Source organism: Bradyrhizobium sp. USDA 4354 (assembly GCF_054060315.1).
Map to the genome: position 1 here is coordinate 325908 of NZ_JBSSDC010000001.1, position 15919 is coordinate 341826.

Genomic DNA, 15919 nt, shown 5'->3' on the forward strand with positions numbered 1-15919 from the left:
TTACATGCCGGCAACTCGCCCGCGCATGACGGCCGGGGCTGAAAAATCACACAAATTGTCAAAGGGACGGAGCATGGCGCGCAACATATTGATTCTCGGGGCTTCTTACGGCTCGCTGCTGGGCACGAAGCTGCTGATGGCCGGGCACAACGTGACCCTGGTCTGCCGCGCCAAGACCGCGGAGCTGATCAACCGCGACGGTACCGAGGTGCGCATCAAGTTGCGCGACGAGACGGTGCACCGTGCGATCTTCTCCCGCGACCTGCCCGGCAAGCTCGATGCGGTCACGCCGGCCAATGTCGACCTCTCCCGTTACGATCTGGTCGGCCTTGCGATGCAGGAGCCGCAATACACCAACCACACGGTTCGCGTTCTCATGGTCAAGATCGCCGCGGCGAAGCTGCCGTGCCTGTCGATCATGAACATGCCGCCACTGCCCTATCTGAAGCGGATTCCGGCGCTCGCGCACATGGATCTCGAGGAGGCCTACACCAATGCGCAGGTGTGGGAGCGGTTCGAGCCGGGACTGGTGACGCTGTGCTCGCCCGACCCGCAGGCATTCCGTCCGCCGGAAGAAGCCGCCAACGTGCTTCATGTCGGCCTGCCCACCAACTTCAAGGCATCGGTCTTTGCCGACGAGAAGCACAACAAGCTGCTGCGCGAACTCGAAGCCGATATCGACGCGGTGACGCTCGACGGCCACGACGTGCCGGTGAAGCTGAAGGTGTTCGACTCATTGTTCGTACCGCTGGCGAAATGGTCGATGCTGCTCACCGGCAATTACCGCTGCATCACTCCCAATGAGCCGCAGTCGATCCGCGACGCCGTGCATGGCGATCTCAAGCGCTCGCAGACGATCTACGACCATGTCGACGCGATCGCCCGCCGCCTCGGCGCCGATCCGCAGGACCAGGTGCCGTTCGCGAAATATGCCAAGGCCGCCGAGAGCCTGCTCAAGCCGTCCTCGGCCGCGCGCGCGGTCGCGAGCGGCGCGCCCTTCATCGAACGCGTCGACCTCCTGGTGAAGCTGATCTCGCATCAGCTCGGCGTGCCCAACGCCGAGATCGACCGCACCGTCGATACCGTGGACCAGAAGCTGAACGAGAAGATCGTGCAGGGCGGATCCGGCGCGCAGTAGCGCGCCGCCTCCAGCGACGTCGGCGCTCAGGCAATCAGGAATGATTGAAGCCAGATCAGGCCGGTCACGGCGACCAGCGTGACCGCGCCGATACGCGTGACGAGGTCAGGGCGCCCGAGGCGACGGGCGCCGCGTCCGAGTGTTGCACCCAGAATGATCCACGCGGCGCCGGCGGTGAGAATCTGAAGCACGATCACGCCGAGCCACGGCACCAATTCGAGCGGCCCGGCTCCAAGCGGCAGGAGCAGGAACGCGAAGACCAGTGCTTTCGGGTTCAACAGGGTCGTCAGCAGCACCTGACCGAACGTCACCGCAGCACCGTCGCGCAGCTCGCGCGTGTTGACGCGCCAGAGCATGGCCGCGAGGCACAGGATGTAGATCGTCACGGCAACGCGGAGCACCAGTGCCGCAATCGGGACGTCGCTGATGAAAGGACCGAGCGCCAGCCGCAGCACCCGCAATCGCCAGCAGATACCCGCATAGCTCCGCCGCGAGCAGATGAAGGGAGCGCGAGACGCCGGCTCCGGCCCCCGATGTCGCGAGCAGGGTGTTGGTTGGCCCCGGCACCGCCAGCAGGAAGTAGGTCGCCGTGAAGAAGGTCAGAAAAGTCATACGGCCGGATAGCAGGTCTCGGGCTCACGGATCTTGATCTGCGTCATTCCGTGCCGAGCGTGGTATCGCCTCTCTGCACCGCAGCTCACGTCTGGTTCGGCGCAACACCGTTCCCGGTGTGGCACAAATTCAACGACCGTCGTTGCACCTCATTGGCCACGCGATCGGGTCGCGGCCACATCGCGCCCACGCGCGGAGCGCTGATATCACGACTGCGTGAGACGACTGCATGCCGCTCGTCATATCCCGGCGCTTCGCGGGCAAAGCAAGCCGATTTCGGCGCGAGATGAGCTCCGTCACGTGCAGGTCCTTCATTCGCGCAAGCGTTGCATGCGCGCAGGACGGGTCCGACTTCTTGCCAGCCACAAAGAGATGAGCACCATATCTTTCTAAATCAGGTTTCAGAGACCTGTTTGCCGGTCTGTTGTTCCGGCGAAATCGCAATGCACGGCTGAGAGAACAAGAACAACAAAAATGGATCAGGCGATGCTGAGCGTCGTCCGCGCAGTGGAGGCAGGCGCGACGACGATGAAGGGCGTGATCGACGCCACCGGACTATCCCGTCTCAAGATCGAACGTGCGTTGACCGCGCTGGAGAAGCAGAAGCTGCTGGTCCGCGACGGCCAGGGCTTTCGCGCAACCGGCCTGCCGAAGGCCGCCCGTCCCGCCCGGCAGTGCGGATCGTGCAACGCCTGCTGCGATATCCTCGAAGTGGCCGCCGTCGACAAGCCGGTGAACCAGCTCTGCCGGCATTGGCAGAAAGGGACCGGATGCGCCATTTACGACCGCCGCCCGCAAATGTGCCGGTCGTTCACCTGCGCCTGGCTGCAAGGCCATCTCGATGACGACTGGTTTCCCGAGAAAGCCGGCCTCGTGGTGCATTTCAGCCAGGACGCCGTCAATGTCACCGTCGACGACGATTGCCCGGACCGCTGGCGCGAGGAGCCGTATTTCAGCAAGCTCGCCGAATGGTCGCTGAACGGCATCAGGCGGATCGGAAACAGGGGCTATGCCACCCTCGTCGTCTCCGGTACCGACCGCTTCCTGCTGCTTGGCCGCACCGTCGTTCCCGAGCCGACGCTATCAGGCACCGCGTTCCTGCCGCTCACGGCCGACACGTTCCGATTCTGGAAGGCGACATCGCCGGAGCATCTGCGGCGGTTGCACGAGCGAATCGCCGAGATTGAGCGGATCAGGCAGGAATTCGGCTCCTGCGCGATCCCCGAGAACGAGGACGATGATCCGCAAGCCCCTTATCGGCCCGCACTGCTACGGCAATCGAATCACGCCTGAACGCGTCCGTGGGCAACACGGCACGATTCGTCCTGCGCCGCTCGACGCGCCGCGGCGGGATTGATAAGCCCCTGTCCGCCAATGATGGGGACTTGAGTCGGGGACATGACGGTTGCGATCGAGATGGGGCAGACCACGGCAGGCGCCGCGGCCGCCATGGACCTCGAGGAACTGCTGGCGACCCGCCTCCTGGTGCAGGGCAATTCGGGCTCCGGCAAATCGCATCTGCTGCGGCGTCTGCTTGAACAGAGCGCGCCCTGGGTGCAGCAGGCCATCATCGATCCCGAAGGCGACTTCGTGACGCTGGCCGAGCGCTTCGGCCATCTGGTGATCGAGGCCGAGGACCACACCGAGCGCGGCCTTCAGGTCGCCGGCGAGCGCGCGCGGCTGCATCGCGTCTCCACCGTCCTCAATCTCGAAGGGCTCGATGCCGAGAACCAGATGCGGCGCGCCGCGGCCTTTCTCGGTGGAATGTTCGACGTCGACCGCGACCATTGGTACCCGATGCTCGTCGTCGTCGACGAAGCGCAGCTGTTCGCGCCGGCGGTGGCCGGCGAAGTCTCGGACGAGGCGCGCAAGCTGTCGCTCGGCGCCATGACCAACCTGATGTGCCGCGGCCGCAAGCGCGGCCTTGCCGGCATCATCGCGACCCAGCGCCTGGCCAAGCTCGCCAAGAACGTCGCGGCGGAAGCCTCCAACTTCCTGATGGGCCGGACCTTCCTCGACATCGACATGGCGCGCGCCGCCGATCTGCTCGGCATGGAGCGGCGGCAGGCCGAAGCCTTCCGCGATCTCGAGCGCGGCCAGTTCATGGCGCTTGGTCCTGCGCTGTCGCGCCGTCCGCTGCGTCTGAACATCGGGCCGACCGATACCAGCCCGCGCAATTCCACGCCGCGGCTGATGCCGCTGCCGGAGGCGACGCTGGAGGATGCGCGCGCCGTGATCCTGGCGGCACCACCGCCCGATGCCAGCCGGCCGCAGCGCCGGCCCGCGCCGGATCTGCTGGAGCAGCTTCGCGCGGCGAAGGCGGCCGCCACGCCGGAGATCCGGCCCGAGGTGGTCGAGGTACCGGTCAGCGCCGAAGAGCTGGCGGAGCGGCGCGAACGTGTCGACCGCACGTTGCGCGCCGTGCTGGCCGAGCCCGACGCCGGCTTCCGCGCCATCGGCGTGCTCTATCAGGAATTCGTGGTCCGCTGCCGCATCGAGGGCCTCGGCGCGGCCGTGCCTGACCTGAATGAATTCCGCCGCATGCTGACGCATGCGCGCGCCGGGCTCGGGACGGATCTCACTGAAGACGACGCCTGGCAGGACGTGTCGCTGCGCGCCTCGATCCTGCCCGACGACATGCAGGGCGTGTTCATGATGATCGCGCGCGCGGCGAAAGAAGGCTGGCCCTGCCCCGGCGATGCCGCGATCGCCCGGGCCTATGGCTCGCATTCGCTGCGCCGGGCGCAGCGCCTGCTGAGCTATATGGAGGAGCAGGGCCTGATCGTCGTCCAGCTCGACGGCGGCGGCCGCCGGATCGTGACGCTGGTGGATCTGGCCTGGGCCACGGCGCCGGGCGATCCCCATGGCGATGATTTGCCGGTGGAGCCAGCGCAGAGCGCAGCTTCGGCTTGATACGAGATGGAGGTCGTCATGCCCGGGCTTGTCCCCGGCCATGACGTGGAGAGGTCAGCGCGCTGCATCATGCGGCCTCGGAGCCGCCGAGATAGGCGTCCCGCACGCGCGGATCGTCCTTCAGCGCGCGCGCCGGGCCTGACAGCACGATCTTGCCGGTCTGCAGCACATAGGCTTCATGCGCGATCTCGAGCGCGAGGCTGGCGTTCTGCTCGACCATGAACACCGAGACGCCCTCCTGATTGATGGTGCGGATCAGCTCCAGCACACGATCGACATAGAGCGGTGACAGGCCCATGGTCGGTTCGTCCATGACGATCATGCGGGGCCGGCTCATCAATGCGCGCGCCATCGCCACCATCTGCTGCTCGCCGCCCGACAGCGACCCGGCGCGCTGCGACAGCCGCTGGCCAAGCTTCGGAAACAGCGTCAGCATCCTCTCGAGATCCTGCGCAATCGCCTCGCGGTCGTTGCGCACGAAGGCGCCCATCAGAATGTTCTCGCGCACGCTCATGTCCGCAAACAGCCGCCGCGCCTCCGGCACCGAGGCGATGCCGCGGCGGACGATCTGCGGCGTGGACAGGCCGATCAGCGAGGCGCCGTCGAACGTCACCTCGCCCGAGCGAGGCTTTACCAGGCCAAGGATGATCTTCATCGTCGTCGACTTGCCGCTGGCATTGCCGCCGAGCAGGCAGACGATGTGGCCGCGCGCGACCGTGATCGAGAGGTCGAAATGCACCTGGGCCTGGCCATAGTAGGTGTTGACGTTCGACAAAGCCAGCAGTGCTTCGGGTGGGCTCGTCATGCCGCGCTCTCCTGCTCCGCCGCGCCCGACAGGCCGTGGCCGAGATAGGCCTCGATCACCTTGGGATCGCTCCGCACCATCTCGCCCGGCCCTTCAGCGATCTTCTTGCCCTCGTCCATGACGATGACGCGGTCGGACAGGCGCATCACCATCTCCAGCTTGTGCTCGATCAGGAGAATGGTCAGTCCTTCCGCCTTCAGCTCGGCAACGAGGGCCTGCATCTCCGCGGTTTCGGTCGGGTTCATGCCGGCGGTTGGCTCGTCGAGCAGCAAGAGGCGTGGCTTCAGCGCGAGCGCGCGGGCGATCTCGACCCGGCGGCGGTTGGCGTAGGACAGGCTGTAGGCGGGCTGGTCGATGCGCGGCAGCAGCCGCTCGCCGAAGCGGGCGAGAATGGCTTTCACCTCCTCGCGCAGCCGCTCTTCCTCGGCCTTGACGCTGGCCGGGCGCAGCAATGCGAGGCCCAGCTCGATTAGCGGACCGATTACCGGCACAGCCGGCTTCACGGCGCGCAGCCGCGTGTGCGCGCCGATCAGGACATTATCCATGACGCTGAGATTGCCGAACACGCGGCCGAGCTGGAAGGTGCGCGCGATCCCTTCGGCCGCGAGCCGTTCCGGCGACAGGCCGGTGATGTCCTGGCCTTCGAAACGGACGTTGCCGGCGTCGGGGCGATCGAGCCCCGTCACGAGATTGAACATCGTCGTCTTGCCGGCGCCGTTGGGGCCGATGATGCTGATCAGCTCGCCCTTGGCGAGGTCGAGATCAATCGCATCGACCGCGGTGAGACCACCGAAGCGGCGGGTCAGCGCGCGCAGGGACAGCATGGGATTGTGCTGCTCCGCCATCAAATCGTCCCCAACAGGCCCTGCGGCCTGAACCGCACCAGCAGCAGCAGCACGATGCCGTAGATCAGGATGCGATACTCAGCCGCGATCCGGAAGACCTCGGGCAGCCCGACCAGCGCCACCGCCCCCAGAATTGCGCCGACGACATTGCCGAGGCCGCCGAGAATGACGACGGTCAGCGCCAGGATGGATTGCTGCGTGTTGAAGGTCTCGTGGTTGATGTAGGAATAGAGATGCGCGGCGATGCCGCCGCTGACGCCGGCGGCAAAGCCGCCGAAGATGAAGGCCAGCGATTTGTAGCGGTTGAGGCTGAGGCCGTAGGCGCGGGCGGCGATGTCGTCGTCACGGATAGCGCGGAAGCTGCGGCCGAGATGCGAGCCGAGCAGGCGTCCCTGGAGCAGGGCCAGCACAACCATCACGGCTAAGCTGAACCAATAGATCGAGGACGGGCTGATCAGATCGTAGCCGAACAGCGACAGCGGCGGGATGCCGGAGATGCCGATCGGACCGCGCGTCACGCTTTCCCAATTCAATATTACCAGCGACACGATCTCGCCGATCGCGAGCGTCGCGATCGATACGTAGTGCCCGCGCAGGCGGAAGGACGGCGAGATCAACAGCGTGCCGAGCGCAGCGCTCATCAGGCCGCCACCGATCACGGCAAGCCCGACAGGAACGGAGAGCGTCAGCGACAGCAGCGCCGATGTATAGGCGCCGATCGCGAGCAGCGCGGCGTGTCCGAGCGAGACCTGCCCCATCGTGCCCGCGACCAGCGTCAGGCTGAGTGCGAGCATGCCGAGCAGCCAGGCATTGATCAGGGTCTGGAGCACGTAGAAGGACACCGGGAAGAACGGCAGGACCGCAAAGGCAGCAGCCGCCACAGCCAAGGTCCAGCGTGGAATGCGGACCGGCCGGCTCGGCGCAATGAAGGTGCCGGTGAGCGGCTCGGGCGGGGCTTGCCGGGCGCTGACGAACAGGCCGTTCGGGCGCAGCACCAGCACGACGACCAGCAGCAGGAAGGCGAACAGATTGCGATAGCTGGTGCCGAACACGGCAACGCCGTAGCTTTCGACCAGTCCTAGCAGCAGGCTGCCGATCACCGCGCCCGGCACGTTGCCGGCACCACCGACGACTTCAGCAACGACGCCCTTGAGCGTCGCCTGCAGGCTCATGGCCGTGTCGATCTGGTTGTAGTACATGCCGACCAGCATGCCGGAGACGCCGCCGAGCGCGGCGGCGATGCCGAACACCGCTTGATTGACGCGATTGACATCCACGCCCATCTGCATCGCGGCATCGCGATCCTGCGACGCCGCGCGCACGGCCCAGCCGAGCTTGCTGTAGCGCAGGAACACGAACAGCAACATCGCGCTGGTGATGCCGACGCCGGCGATCAAGAGATCAAGCGGGCCGATCGTGCCGTCACCGAGCTGGAAGCGAACGTCAGGCAGCTGGCTCGGCAACGCGCGCGGATTGGGCGAGAAGGTCAGCATCACCAGCTGATCGAGCACGAAGCTGATGCCGATCGTCGCGAGCAGCGGCGCGATGCGCACCGAGTTCTGCAGCGGCCGCAGGCCGAACCGTTCGATGATCAGACCGACCACCGCTGCGGCCGCCGCCACCACGATGATGGTGAGCGGCAGGGGCGTATGCAGCTGCACCACCGCGACCCAGCCGATATAGGCGCCGACCAGGTAGATCGAGCCTTGCGCGAAGTTGATCAGCCGGCTGACGCCGAAGATCAGCGCGAGCCCGACCGCAACGAGGGCGTAGACATTGCCGACGATCAGCCCGTTGATCGTGTAGTCGAGCCAAGAGGACACGCGAGGTTTCCAGTGAGAGTAAGGTGGCCGGAACGATCGCTCCGGCCGTCATAGTCAGGTTGGCTTGCCGTCCCAGAGCGCGAACTGGCCCTTGCGCACGACGAGCTCGGCATTCATGGCGCCCTTGACGCGACGGCTCTCGACGTCGAACGTCGCCTGGCCGAATATGACGCTGGAGACGTCCTTCACCTTGGCAAAGGCGTCGCGGATGACGCGGCGGTCGGTGCCGCCGATCTTCACCACGGCAGCGGCCATGTTCATCGCGTCATAGGAATAAGCGTTGAAGGCGTCGGGCTCTTGTCCATTGTACTTGGCCTTGAAGCCCGCAATGAACTTCTTCACCTCGGGCCGTGGGTCTTGCGGGAAATAGCGCGTGCCGAGATGGACGTCCTCGACCGCCTCGCCGCCGAGCTCCAGGAATTTCGGCGAGTAGACCGAGCTTGCGGCGCAGATGGTCTGCTTCAAGCCGACCTGGCGGGCCTGGCGCGCGATCAGCGCGCCGTCCGAATAATAGGAGATCAGGATCAGCCCGTCGGGATTGGCATCGCGCACGCGCACGAGCGTGGAGCGGAAGTCGCGCTCCTCCGCGATGTAGCCCTCGGTGACCGCGACCTCGGCGCCATACTCCTTCGCCGCCTTGACGAAATAGTCGCGGCTGGTACGGCCCCAATCGGTGTTGAGGTGCAGCACCGCAAGCTTCTTCAGGCCGAGCCGCTTCACGGCATAGGACGCCAGCAGCGGCTGCTCGTCGGCCTGGCTGACCGACGTGCTCCACATGAAGTCGCCGCCCTTGGTGAAATCAGGATGTGAGTTGGTGAAGCCGAACTGCACGAGGCCGCCGCGCTGATAGATCGGCGAAGCCGCCATCGAGGCGGGACTGGAGAAATCGCCAAGCTCCATGACGATGCGGGGATCGGAGACGAATTTCTGGGCGATCGCCACCGACTGGCGCGGATCGCTCTGGCTGTCCTCGAACTGGTAGGCGAGCTTGCGGCCATTGATGCCGCCGGCAGCCATGATCTCGTCCAGCGCGAGATCAAAGCCCTGCTTCCACTGGGCGCCATATTGCGCGTTCGGTCCCGTGAGGGGACCGCTGACGCCGAGCAGGATCGGCTCGGCGGATTGCGCAAGCGCGGCGCGCGAGAAGGCCGCGCTCGCCATCATCGCGGCGAGCGAGCCTCTGACCAGGGTACGACGATCGATGTTGCTCATGCACGGCTCCATCCATTTTAGTTGATACAAGCAGCAATTCTTGTGCCGGGAGATTGCCTATTTCGAGGGCTCGCCGAGCGACAGCATCAGCCGGTTCGCCCAGTTGAAGAAGGATGCGCCGTTGATGACGTCGACGATCTCGGCGTCGTCGAGACCGGCGCGGCGCAGCTCCACGATATTGTCGGGCCCGAATGCGATCGGCGTCTCCGCCAGGGCCACCGAGGCCTTGACCACGGCATTCCAGCGCTCGCCGAGATCGGCGCCGACGCCCTCGTCGAGCAAGCGCTGCACGTCGTCGCGGCGCTTGGAATAGGTGCTGGCAAAGCGCGCATGCACGGAGGCGCAATAGATGCAGCCGTTGTAGCGCGAGGTCGCGGCAGCGGCGAGCTCACGCTCGGCGCGCGGCAGGCCGTCGGCGACATTGTAGAAGATGTCCTTGTCGGTCTTGGTGCGGGCTTCAAGCACTTCGGGGTCCCGCACCAGGAGGCGGAAATAGTCCGACTTGGCGCGGGCACGGTCGACCAGGCCGGCGAAGTGCCGCTCGGTCAGCTCGGCCTCGGGCAGCGGTTCGATCCACGAGACCCAGCCGAGCTCGTCCTGGGTGAAGACGACGGGGGGATTGACGGTGCTCATGATTGGGCCTCCTGCGCGCCTGCCGCTACGAGCGTGCGCAAGCCGCTGACGACGCGGACCTGGAACGACAGGAACGCAACGAGCTGGGAGACCGTGACGATGCCGGTGGTCGACCAGCCGGCGGCCAGCAGCGCCTTCATGTCCGCGGACGCGGCATCGCGCGGGCGGAACACCAGCAGATGCGCGTGCTCCAGTGCCGCGACCAGCCGGGCGCCGAGCTCGGGCTTGCGCTCCCCACTGACCCGATAGATCAGCCCGGCCTTGTTCTCGATCGATAACGGGCCGGCGGGAAAGGCGCCATACGGTCCGGACGTCTTGCCGCGCTCGATCTCGGCTTTGATCGCTTCGAGGAGAGGCGCTGCATCCGCGTTCGCGGCAAGCTTCTCGCGATAGAAGGCCGCGACGGGGGACTCGCCATGGAGCCCGGTCACGAAGGCCGCGACCGCGGCGCGCTCGGCAAGCGAAAAATCGCCGGCATCGATCGGCTCGAACAGGGCGAGATAGCTCTTCTGCGCGTTCTCGCGCGCCTGCAGGCGGCGCGCGCGGATGGCGTCGAGAGCCGATCCCGGCTCGATCCCGGCGAGCGTGTCGATGATATCTTGTGTACCCATCAGTCAGCCTCGTGCAACGCGATCATGTTCATTCCAGCTAGCCTGCGAGGGCAACGTCGGCCGCCGTCCGGGCCCAGCCCAGTGCTGGCGCGACCTTCTCCGCGACGAGATCAATCGAGCGCAGGACATAGGGATGCGGCGCGTCGACCGAATGCACCTGGAAGACGAGATCGGTCACCCGCTCCAGCGTGGCATCGGTGCGGAGCGATGCGATGACTTCATCGGCGGCGCCGACATGGGTGTCGAACGCGGTGATCATCTCCTCCAGCGTCTCGCCCGGGGGAAGGTGTCCGCCCTTCATGAATTGCGGCAGCGCGCGGCGCAGTCCGAGGTCGGCGAGACGCATCGCCTCACGATGGTCGTCGGCGACGAAGACGCTGCGCGAGGCCATGATGCGCGGCTCGCAGCCCGGCGGCAGCGCTGCGAGATAGGCGTCGATGATCGGATTCTGGATCTCGGCGAGCGTCGCATTTGGCGCGTCCTTGGCTCGCGGCTGGGTGCGCGAGAGCAGGAGGCCATCGCCGGCCTTGCCGGCCCGGGCGCCGCCGGCGACGGAGAATGTCGCCTGCCAGATGCGCTTGTCCAATTGCGGCCGCTGCGGATAGAGCGTGTCGCCGCCGTCGAGCGGCTTGCCGGTCAGCGCCTTGCGGACGATGTCGAGATTGCGGGCAAAGATCTCGTTGCGTTGGGCACTGTCGAGGCCGAAGGCGGCAAAGGCGGACGGGTTGCCGCCGGTGCCGACGCCGAGCTCGAAGCGGCCGTTGCAGAGGAGATCGAGCACCGCGGCGTCCTCTGCCACCCGCACCGCATTCTCCAGCGGCAGCGTGACGATGCCGGTGCCGAGGCGGATGCGCGAGGTTTGGGCTGCGACGTAACCCAGGAAGGTGAAGGGCGACGGCAGGCCGCCCTCGCGCTCGTGGAAATGATGCTGCGCGATCCATGCGGAATCGAGGCCCGCCTGTTCGGCGCGGACGATCTGCTCGGCGGCGAAGCGATATCGCTCGGCTGCCGGGGCCTCGTCGAGCAGGCGCGTGAAGAAGCCCAGGCGTTTCAGGTTTGCAAAGCGTTTCATACGACCCCTGTCGGGCGAGGATGGGCCCCGATGATGTCGGTTGCCGCAGCTCCAGACAAGCGGGCATTGCGCAAGGCTCATACGCAAGATTCCTGCGCAAGGCTGCCCGCCGGATCGCCCTTACATGGACTCTTCGCGGGCAGACTGCCTACCAGCTCGGCAGCACCGCGCCCTTGAACTTGGTCAGGACGAACTCCTTGACCTCGGGCGTGTGGTAGCTGTCCACGAGGACCTTGACCCAGGGCTTGTCCTTGTCGGCGCTGCGCACCGCGATCAGGTTGACATAAGGACCCTTCGGATCCTCGCGCAGGATCGGATCCTTGACCGGATCGAGGCCGGCCTGGGTTGCATAATTGGTGTTGATCGCGGCGGCGTCGACATCGTCGAGCGCGCGCGGCGCCTGCGCCGCGTCGACCTCGATGAACTTCAGCTTCTTGGGGTTGTCGGTGATGTCGAGCACCGTCGGCTTGAAGCCCGTGCCGTCCTTCAGCTTGATCACGCCCTTGTCGCGCAGCAGCAGCAGCACGCGGCCGCCATTGGTCGGATCGTTCGGGATCGAGACCTTGCCGCCCTCGGGGATGTCGGCGAAGGCCTTGTGCTTTTTCGAATAGACGCCGATCGGGAAGTTCACGGTCAGGCCGACGGCCTCGATCTTGTAGCCGCGGTCGGCCTTCTGGTTGTCCAGGTAAGGCTGGTTCTGGAACGAATTGGCCTGGATCTCGCCGGCATCCAGCGCGGCGTTCGGCACCACGTAGTCGGAGAACTCGAGCAGCTGGATGTCGAGCCCCTGCTTGGCCGCGATCGGCTTCACCGCCTCGAGGATCTGCGCGTGCGGCCCCGGCGTCACGCCTATCTTGATGGTCTCGGCCGCGGCTGCGGCGGACCATGCGGCCAGCACGGCGGAGAGAATCAGGGGAAGGCGAAACGACATCTTGGTCTCCATGGAGTCTGCGGCAACGGAACCGTATTCCCTTTTCTGCGCTGCGAAATCAATGAAATGGAAATCCATATTGGCCGGCCATCGCGGGCAGCCCTTCTCCAATCGGCCGCAAACGGGAAACGAATGCGGAGCGCCGGCACCGTGCGCCACGAGCATGACGGGATCGCGGCAAAGCGGCGCAGTCCCCTACGCAACCGTGGCGAAGCGTCCGCCCCCCTCTTTGACTCCACCACGCCGGACGTGCTGAGTTAGAGCGCACTGAGCCGGTGACGACGTTTCTTCGCGAGGTGGAGGGCATCCGATGAACGAGAACGAAATCCGCAATCTGGTCGCGGAGGTGAAGCAAGGCACGCTGTCGCGGCGCTCGTTCATCAGGACAATGGCCGCGGTCGGAATCACAGCGCCCCTCGCCAGCCAAATCCTGGTCTGGCACGACGTGGCGATGGCGGATTCCACACTTGCCTATAAGCCGACCAAGGCCGGCGGCGGCGGCACGCTCAAGATCCTGCTCTGGCAGGCGCCCACCCTGCTCAATCCGCATTTCGCGCTCGGCACCAAGGACCAGATCGCCTCGCGCATCTTCTTCGAGCCGCTCGCCGGCTGGGACAAGGAGGGCAATCTCATCCCCTGTCTCGCCGCCGAGGCTCCGACCAAGGCGAACGGCGGCCTTGCGGCCGACGGCCTGAGCGTGATCTGGAAGCTGAAGCGGGGCGTGACATGGCATGACGGCAAGCCGTTCACCGCCGACGACGTCGTCTTCACCTGGCAGTATGCCGCCGATCTCGCGACCGCGGCCTATACGACCGGGTCCTACAAGGACATCAAGGTCGACAAGATCGACGACCATACGGTGAAGGTGAACTTCAAGGCGCCGACGCCGTTCTGGGCCGATCCGTTCGTCGGCTCGGTCGGGATGATCCTGCCGAAACATCATTTCGGCGACTATGTCGGCGCGAAGTCGCGCGAAGCGCCGGGCAATCTGAAGCCGGTCGGCACCGGCCCGTACAAATTCGTCGAGTTCAAGCCGGGCGACATGATCCGCGCCGAGCGCAATCCCGACTATCACATCAAGAACCAGCCGCATTTCGACACGGTCGAGGTCAAGGGCGGCGGCGACGCGGTGTCTGCGGCACGCGCGGTGCTGCAGACCGGCGAATACGACTTTGCCTGGAACATGCAGGTCGAGGAGGAGGTCCTCAAGCGCATGGAGGCGGGCGGCAAGGGCAAGCTCGACATCACGCCTTCCGGCAATGTCGAGTTCATCATCCTCAACACGACGGATCCCTGGACCGAGGTCGACGGCGAGCGCTCGAGCGTCAAGACCAAGCACCCGACGCTGTCCGATCCCGCCGTCCGCCGCGCGATCAATCTGTTGATCGACCGCGACTCGATCCAGAAGTTCATCTACGGGCGCGGCGCCATCGCCACCGCGAGCTTCGTCAACGCGCCCAAGCAGTTCAAGTCGCCCAAGCTGAAATACGCGTTCGACATCGACAAGGCCAACAAGATCCTCGACGAGGCCGGCTGGACCAAGGGCGCAGACGGCATCCGCGAGAAGGACGGCAAGAAGCTCAAATACGTATTCCAGACCTCGACCAACGCGCCGCGGCAGAAGACGCAGGCCATCATCAAGCAGGCCTGCCAGAAGGCCGGCATCGAGATCGAGATCAAGGCGGTCACCGCCTCCGTATTCTTCTCCTCCGATGTCGGCAATCCCGACACCTATTCGAAGTTCTATGCCGACATGGAGATGTACAACACGACGCAGCCTCAGCCCGATCCGGAGCGCCTGCTGAACCAGTGCGTGTCCTGGGAGATCGCCACCAAGGACAATAAGTGGCTCGGCCGCAACAACTCGCGCTATTCCGATCCGGAAGCCGACAAGGCCTACAAGGCCGCGCAGAACGAGCTCGATCCGGTCAAGCGCGCCGCGCTGCTGATGAAGGTCGACGAGACCTTCTGCGAGGCCCACGTGTTCCTGCCGCTGCTCTCGCGCCACATCGTCAACGCCAGCGTCAACAACCTGATGATCGACATCTCGGGCTGGGACACCATCACGTGGAATGTGGCGGCGTGGTATCGGACCTGAGGGAGACCGGCAACGGCTTTGTGCTCCGGACAAGCTGCAACGCGCATAGCGCGTGGAATCCCTTCCACTGTGTGCTCCAGATCACAGCGGAATCACGCACCATCGCCTACAACGACCGGGCATGGCCGCAAACAAGGTAACGGCGGTACGCACAAGGCTGGGAAGACGATCAACAGCTACGGACCTTTCGAAGCCGCCAGGCTGAAGAACCCGGTGGCTTTTTCTTTTTTTCAGGCTCGGTAGGATGGGTAGAGCGAAGCGAAACCCATCAGGATATTCGAACGCGGATGCATAATGGGTTTCGCAAGAGCTCTACCCATCCTACGCACCACCATTTCGCGCCGGCGCCGCTAGTGCCACGTCGTATCGGCTTCGACGATCACCACTCTGACTTCAGGGTCTTCGGCCGTGTTGCAGGCACAGGGCATGCCCTCGCCGCAGCGGCAGCCGCCGAGCTTCTCGCTCCAGACCCGGAGCGGATGGTTTTCGCAGACCCATCCGAGACCCTGGCAGAATGGGCACCTCTTGTCGGTCACAGCGTATCCGGCGTCCGCGTCGTGTTCGATTTGTCCTCGTTGCGCAGCTGCTGCTCGGCGGCGTGCCAAAACTCCTCTTCGCGGCCTTCGGGCTTGCCGGCTTGCTCCCACAATTGGTGCGCGCGCTCCCTGATGGCTTGCTCGGTCGGCTCGGACAATTGCACCTCCTGCGTGGGAAGCACGGCCCCACCCTGGGGGGTACGGGGGGCTTGGAGGCGGGGCCGTGCAGGCCAGCCATCGGCGGCGACGCTGGCCCGCGGAGTCAATCTTCGACCATGTGCAAGAGTTCCTGCGCGCCTGACCCCGCCGTGCGGAATCCAATCTGACCGGCGAAGGCCACGGCTTCGCGCCCTCGTGGCGCAATCCGCCCGAGCTTTGCCTGGTCGCTCCACCCTCTGAAAGCCAAGAGGGCGCAGGGAAGGCCGGGTGCTGACCTCGCACCCGCGGTCCGCTGCGCGAAGATAGCGCAAAGGAGACCGCACAGCGGCATACAGGTGGTGCCAATCACTCGGCCTTCCCTGCGCGATGGTCGGACGGTTTATGCCGTGCTCTCCCGGGAGCCGAGTTCCTTCTGGCCTCCCTCACGCTTGCGAAATTCACCAGCACCGCGCCGGTTGACGCGATCACCGCCTCCGCAAGCGCTTGACCGCAGCAACGACGGCCAGGACCACACGGTTTTGCCGTACGCAC

15 protein-coding genes are annotated in these 15919 nt (G+C 65.5%); 4 read left to right on the forward strand and 11 right to left on the reverse strand.

Annotated elements, in window-relative coordinates; genetic code table 11:
* The first annotated feature begins 73 nt into the window (after positions 1–73).
* Entirely contained in the window at positions 74–1138 is a 1065-nt protein-coding gene (locus tag ACVIIV_RS01570) for a ketopantoate reductase family protein (RefSeq protein WP_456742598.1), read from the forward strand.
* Between the two features lie 26 nt (positions 1139–1164).
* On the opposite strand, the gene ACVIIV_RS01575 is transcribed toward ACVIIV_RS01570, so the two are convergent.
* Positions 1165–1593: a LysE family translocator gene (locus ACVIIV_RS01575; RefSeq protein WP_456742599.1), complete on the reverse strand. Its 429-nt coding sequence runs from the start codon at positions 1591–1593 to the stop codon at positions 1165–1167.
* A gap of 631 nt (positions 1594–2224) precedes the next feature.
* Between ACVIIV_RS01575 and ACVIIV_RS01580 the strand changes: the two genes are divergently transcribed.
* Both ACVIIV_RS01580 and ACVIIV_RS01585 read left to right on the forward strand, forming a co-directional pair.
* Positions 2225–3043: a YkgJ family cysteine cluster protein gene (locus ACVIIV_RS01580; RefSeq protein ID WP_456742600.1), complete on the forward strand. Its 819-nt coding sequence runs from the start codon at positions 2225–2227 to the stop codon at positions 3041–3043.
* Between the two features lie 105 nt (positions 3044–3148).
* On the forward strand, positions 3149–4663 hold the full coding sequence (locus tag ACVIIV_RS01585; RefSeq protein WP_456742601.1) for a helicase HerA domain-containing protein: 1515 nt from the start codon (positions 3149–3151) through the stop codon (positions 4661–4663).
* A gap of 67 nt (positions 4664–4730) precedes the next feature.
* Here ACVIIV_RS01585 and ACVIIV_RS01590 read toward each other — a convergent pair whose 3' ends face one another.
* The 8 genes from ACVIIV_RS01590 to ACVIIV_RS01625 form a co-directional block, all read right to left on the reverse strand.
* Entirely contained in the window at positions 4731–5468 is a 738-nt protein-coding gene (locus ACVIIV_RS01590) for an ABC transporter ATP-binding protein (protein WP_456742602.1), read from the reverse strand.
* On the reverse strand, positions 5465–6313 hold the full coding sequence (locus tag ACVIIV_RS01595) for an ABC transporter ATP-binding protein (protein WP_456742603.1): 849 nt from the start codon (positions 6311–6313) through the stop codon (positions 5465–5467). Before ACVIIV_RS01595 ends, ACVIIV_RS01590 begins: the two co-directional genes overlap by 4 nt.
* On the reverse strand, positions 6313–8136 hold the full coding sequence (locus tag ACVIIV_RS01600; RefSeq protein WP_456742604.1) for an ABC transporter permease: 1824 nt from the start codon (positions 8134–8136) through the stop codon (positions 6313–6315). The genes ACVIIV_RS01595 and ACVIIV_RS01600 overlap by 1 nt, the downstream gene beginning before the upstream one ends.
* A gap of 54 nt (positions 8137–8190) precedes the next feature.
* Positions 8191–9348 carry an ABC transporter substrate-binding protein gene (locus tag ACVIIV_RS01605; RefSeq protein ID WP_456742605.1) on the reverse strand — a complete coding sequence of 386 codons (1158 nt, stop codon included), beginning with the start codon at positions 9346–9348 and terminating at the stop codon, positions 8191–8193.
* Positions 9349–9405: 57 nt separating this feature from the next.
* Positions 9406–9981, reverse strand: a complete 576-nt coding sequence (locus ACVIIV_RS01610) for an alkylhydroperoxidase domain protein (protein ID WP_456742606.1) — start codon at positions 9979–9981, stop codon at positions 9406–9408.
* Positions 9978–10592, reverse strand: coding sequence for a CMD domain protein (locus tag ACVIIV_RS01615; RefSeq protein WP_456742607.1), 615 nt, complete (start codon positions 10590–10592; stop codon positions 9978–9980). The genes ACVIIV_RS01610 and ACVIIV_RS01615 overlap by 4 nt, the downstream gene beginning before the upstream one ends.
* A gap of 37 nt (positions 10593–10629) precedes the next feature.
* Positions 10630–11664, reverse strand: coding sequence for a putative FMN-dependent luciferase-like monooxygenase (locus tag ACVIIV_RS01620; protein ID WP_456742608.1), 1035 nt, complete (start codon positions 11662–11664; stop codon positions 10630–10632).
* A 148-nt stretch (positions 11665–11812) separates the two neighbouring features.
* Complete coding sequence (locus tag ACVIIV_RS01625; protein WP_456742609.1) at positions 11813–12607, reverse strand: MetQ/NlpA family ABC transporter substrate-binding protein; 795 nt, start codon at positions 12605–12607, stop codon at positions 11813–11815.
* A 298-nt stretch (positions 12608–12905) separates the two neighbouring features.
* Between ACVIIV_RS01625 and ACVIIV_RS01630 the strand changes: the two genes are divergently transcribed.
* Entirely contained in the window at positions 12906–14693 is a 1788-nt protein-coding gene (locus tag ACVIIV_RS01630; protein ID WP_456742610.1) for a peptide ABC transporter substrate-binding protein, read from the forward strand.
* Positions 14694–15043: 350 nt separating this feature from the next.
* On the opposite strand, the gene ACVIIV_RS01635 is transcribed toward ACVIIV_RS01630, so the two are convergent.
* Together ACVIIV_RS01635 and ACVIIV_RS01640 are read right to left on the reverse strand one after the other, a co-directional pair.
* Positions 15044–15229, reverse strand: coding sequence for a hypothetical protein (locus ACVIIV_RS01635; RefSeq protein ID WP_456742611.1), 186 nt, complete (start codon positions 15227–15229; stop codon positions 15044–15046).
* Positions 15226–15387 (reverse strand): DUF2934 domain-containing protein, encoded by a 162-nt coding sequence (locus ACVIIV_RS01640; RefSeq protein WP_456742612.1) that lies wholly within the window; start codon positions 15385–15387, stop codon positions 15226–15228. Before ACVIIV_RS01640 ends, ACVIIV_RS01635 begins: the two co-directional genes overlap by 4 nt.
* Positions 15388–15919 lie beyond the last annotated feature (532 nt).